The sequence below is a fragment of the Limnospira sp. PMC 1279.21 genome (genome assembly GCF_032349615.1).
GTDB classification, from domain to species: domain Bacteria; phylum Cyanobacteriota; class Cyanobacteriia; order Cyanobacteriales; family Microcoleaceae; genus Limnospira; species Limnospira fusiformis.
Genome location: NZ_JARPLU010000144.1, coordinates 1 through 2,803 on the forward strand (window position 1 = coordinate 1; position 2,803 = coordinate 2,803).

Sequence of the window (2,803 nt, forward strand, 5' to 3'; positions counted from 1 at the left end):
TTACACAATCCTAAATCAATATAGGCAGTACCCAACAGGATTAAGCGATCGCACTGGCCGGATTAACCATCCCAGAGGAAAAGCCAAGGAGTAATTAATCAGACTGGCCCAATTGGGGACAACCTACTGGGAAAATGGACAATATAAGTACAAATTCCCAGCTAGGACAAAAAAGCGATCGCATCAAGTCCCTGGATACCAATCTGAACTGCTACAATTCCAAGGCTAAAGTAAACGCTTCGCCTCTATTCCTAATCTGACTCTGGGGCTAATGGTAAAACCCAAGTCTCCACTAGCCATCTCTGGGAAGAGGACAATATCAATATTTTTTGATTTTTATAGATTACCATAATCGCAATTAAACCGCTTATTGCTCAAAATTGCTATACCACAATTGTCTGTATTGACTTGCCATAGATGGTTTTAGCCAATATGCTCTCAGTCAATTCTGCCAGATTATATATATTCTGCCTACTTGACATATCAATTTTTTTTGAAATAATAGATACTATACCCAACTTGACCGGGACTAGGGGCCTGATTAATTAGGTTTCCGGGTCCCCGTGGGGTATGTATTTAGTCCCTCAACTTAGATATGGGGATTAAAGCAAGTCCTAATAGTCAGGATTTAACATGAGTAATGATTCGCCAAAAGTCAATAAATCAGCCGTACAAGCAGGGGGTAAATTAAACGTTTTTGAAAAGTACCTCACTGTATGGGTGATTCTCTGTATTATAGCAGGTATTGTCCTGGGTCGATTGTTTCCAGATGTGGCAGTAACCCTGGATTCAATGAGTATCTATCAGGTGTCAATTCCTATCGCCATTTGTCTGTTTTTCATGATGTATCCCATCATGGTAAAAATTGACTTTACCCAGGCGGTGAATGCGGCTAAAGCACCTAAGCCAGTGCTATTAACTCTGGTGATAAATTGGCTAATTAAACCGTTTACCATGGTGGCTTTTTCTCTATTTTTTCTGGGGTGGTTATTTCGACCAATTATCGCCGGAACTGAGATATTAAGAGGGGCAGAAATTCCCATAGCTGATTCCTATATTGCCGGGACTATTTTATTGGGAATTGCCCCCTGTACAGCCATGGTTTTAATGTGGGGTTATCTCTCCTACAGCAACCAAGGACTTACCCTGGTTATGGTGGCGGTTAATTCGCTGATGATGCTGTTTTTATACGCACCATTGGGACGGTGGTTGCTGTCGGCAAATAACTTAACTGTACCTTGGCAAACTATTTTATTATCAGTCCTGATTTATGTGGGTTTGCCACTGGCGGCGGGGATGTATACTCGCTATTTGATTTTTCAGTATAAAGGAAAGGAAAGGCTTGGTTTGAAAGAGAGTTCCTGAAATATTTAAGTCCTGTGGCTACGGCGGCTTTATTAATTACCCTGATTTTGCTGTTTGCTTTTAAGGGTGATTTAATTGTGGAAAATCCCCTGCATATTCTGTTAATTGCTGTGCCACTATTTCTGCAAACCAATTTTATCTTTTTGATTACCTATGTGGCGGCTTTGAAAATGAAGCTATCCTATGAGGATGCTGCGCCAGCTTCTTTAATTGGCGCGAGTAATCATTTTGAAGTAGCGATCGCTACGGCGGTGACACTGTTTGGTTTAAATTCTGGAGCGGCTTTAGCAACTGTGGTGGGGGTATTAATTGAGGTTCCGGTGATGTTAATGTTGGTGAAGTTTTGCCAAAAAACGGCTTTTTGGTTTCCGCGAGAACCGGAAAAAGCTACACTGCTAGACCCCCGTTGTTTAAACTGCTAATTCAATCATGACTAATTTTGACCATCCTCCCAGAATCCTGTTTTTGTATGGTTCATTAAGAAAGCGATCTTACAGTCGGTTACTAGCAGAAGAAGCCGCTAGAATTATTACTGATATGGGTGCGGAAGTGCGTTTTTTTCATCCCCATGATTTACCCTTGCGCGATCGCTTTGATGAGTCTCACCCAGAAGTTCAAAAATTGCGCGAACTTAGTCAATGGTCAGAAGGTCAAGTTTGGTCATCCCCAGAAATGCACGGTAATATTACTGGTATTCTGAAAAACCAAATTGACTGGATACCTTTGAGTATTGGTGCGGTTAGACCTACTCAGGGTAAAACTCTAGCGGTGATGCAAGTTAGCGGAGGTTCCCAGTCTTTTAATGCGGTGAATACCATGCGAATTTTGGGGCGTTGGATGCGAATGTTTACCATTCCCAATCAATCCTCAGTTGCTAAGGCTTATCAGGAGTTTAATGAGGATGGAACTATGAAAGATTCACCTTATCGCGATCGGGTTATTGATGTCATGGAGGAACTCTATAAATTTACCCTACTGTTGCGGGATCAGGTCGATTACTTGACTGACCGCCACAGTGAACGCCAGGAAATCGCCAAAAAAGCAGTTATTGAAACTGCACAAAAAGCACTTTAGTTATACCTTAAAAATCTGGAGAAACCATGAAAAAAGTCATGTTTGTTTGCAAAAAAAATTCCTCCCGTTCCCAAATGGCTGAGGGGTTTGCTAAGGTAATCGGAAAAGATAAAATAGCTGTGACCAGTTCGGGATTGGAAAGCAGCGAAGTTAACCCTTATGCTATCAAAGCAATGGACGATGTGGGTATTGATATTAGCAAGCAAACCTCTAATGCTTTAAGTGAATTTAAACCCGAAGATTATGACGCGGTAATTTCCCTCTGTGGTTGCGGTGTGAATTTGCCAGAAGAATGGCTAACACGAGAGATATTTGAGGATTGGCAATTAGACGACCCAGCGGAAAAGCCGGAGATTTTTCCCAG

The 2,803-nt window shown here is 41.7% G+C and carries 2 protein-coding genes and 1 pseudogene; all 3 read left to right on the forward strand.

Annotated elements, in window-relative coordinates; genetic code table 11:
- Positions 1-633: 633 nt before the first annotated feature.
- Positions 634-1,787 (forward strand): annotated as a pseudogene (gene arsB, locus P5683_RS18510) (ACR3 family arsenite efflux transporter).
- A 7-nt stretch (positions 1,788-1,794) separates the two neighbouring features.
- Positions 1,795-2,439, forward strand: a complete 645-nt coding sequence (gene arsH, locus P5683_RS18515) for an arsenical resistance protein ArsH (protein ID WP_008054310.1) — start codon at positions 1,795-1,797, stop codon at positions 2,437-2,439.
- A gap of 26 nt (positions 2,440-2,465) precedes the next feature.
- Positions 2,466-2,803: arsenate reductase, glutathione/glutaredoxin type (gene arsC / locus P5683_RS18520; protein ID WP_315651462.1), on the forward strand; the 338-nt coding region annotated here is incomplete at its 3' end.

Excerpts from the sequence above, each read along its gene's own strand:
- arsH (WP_008054310.1), top strand. The coding sequence starts at position 1,795 with ATGACTAATTTTGACCATCCTCCCAGAATCCTGTTTTTGTATGGTTCA.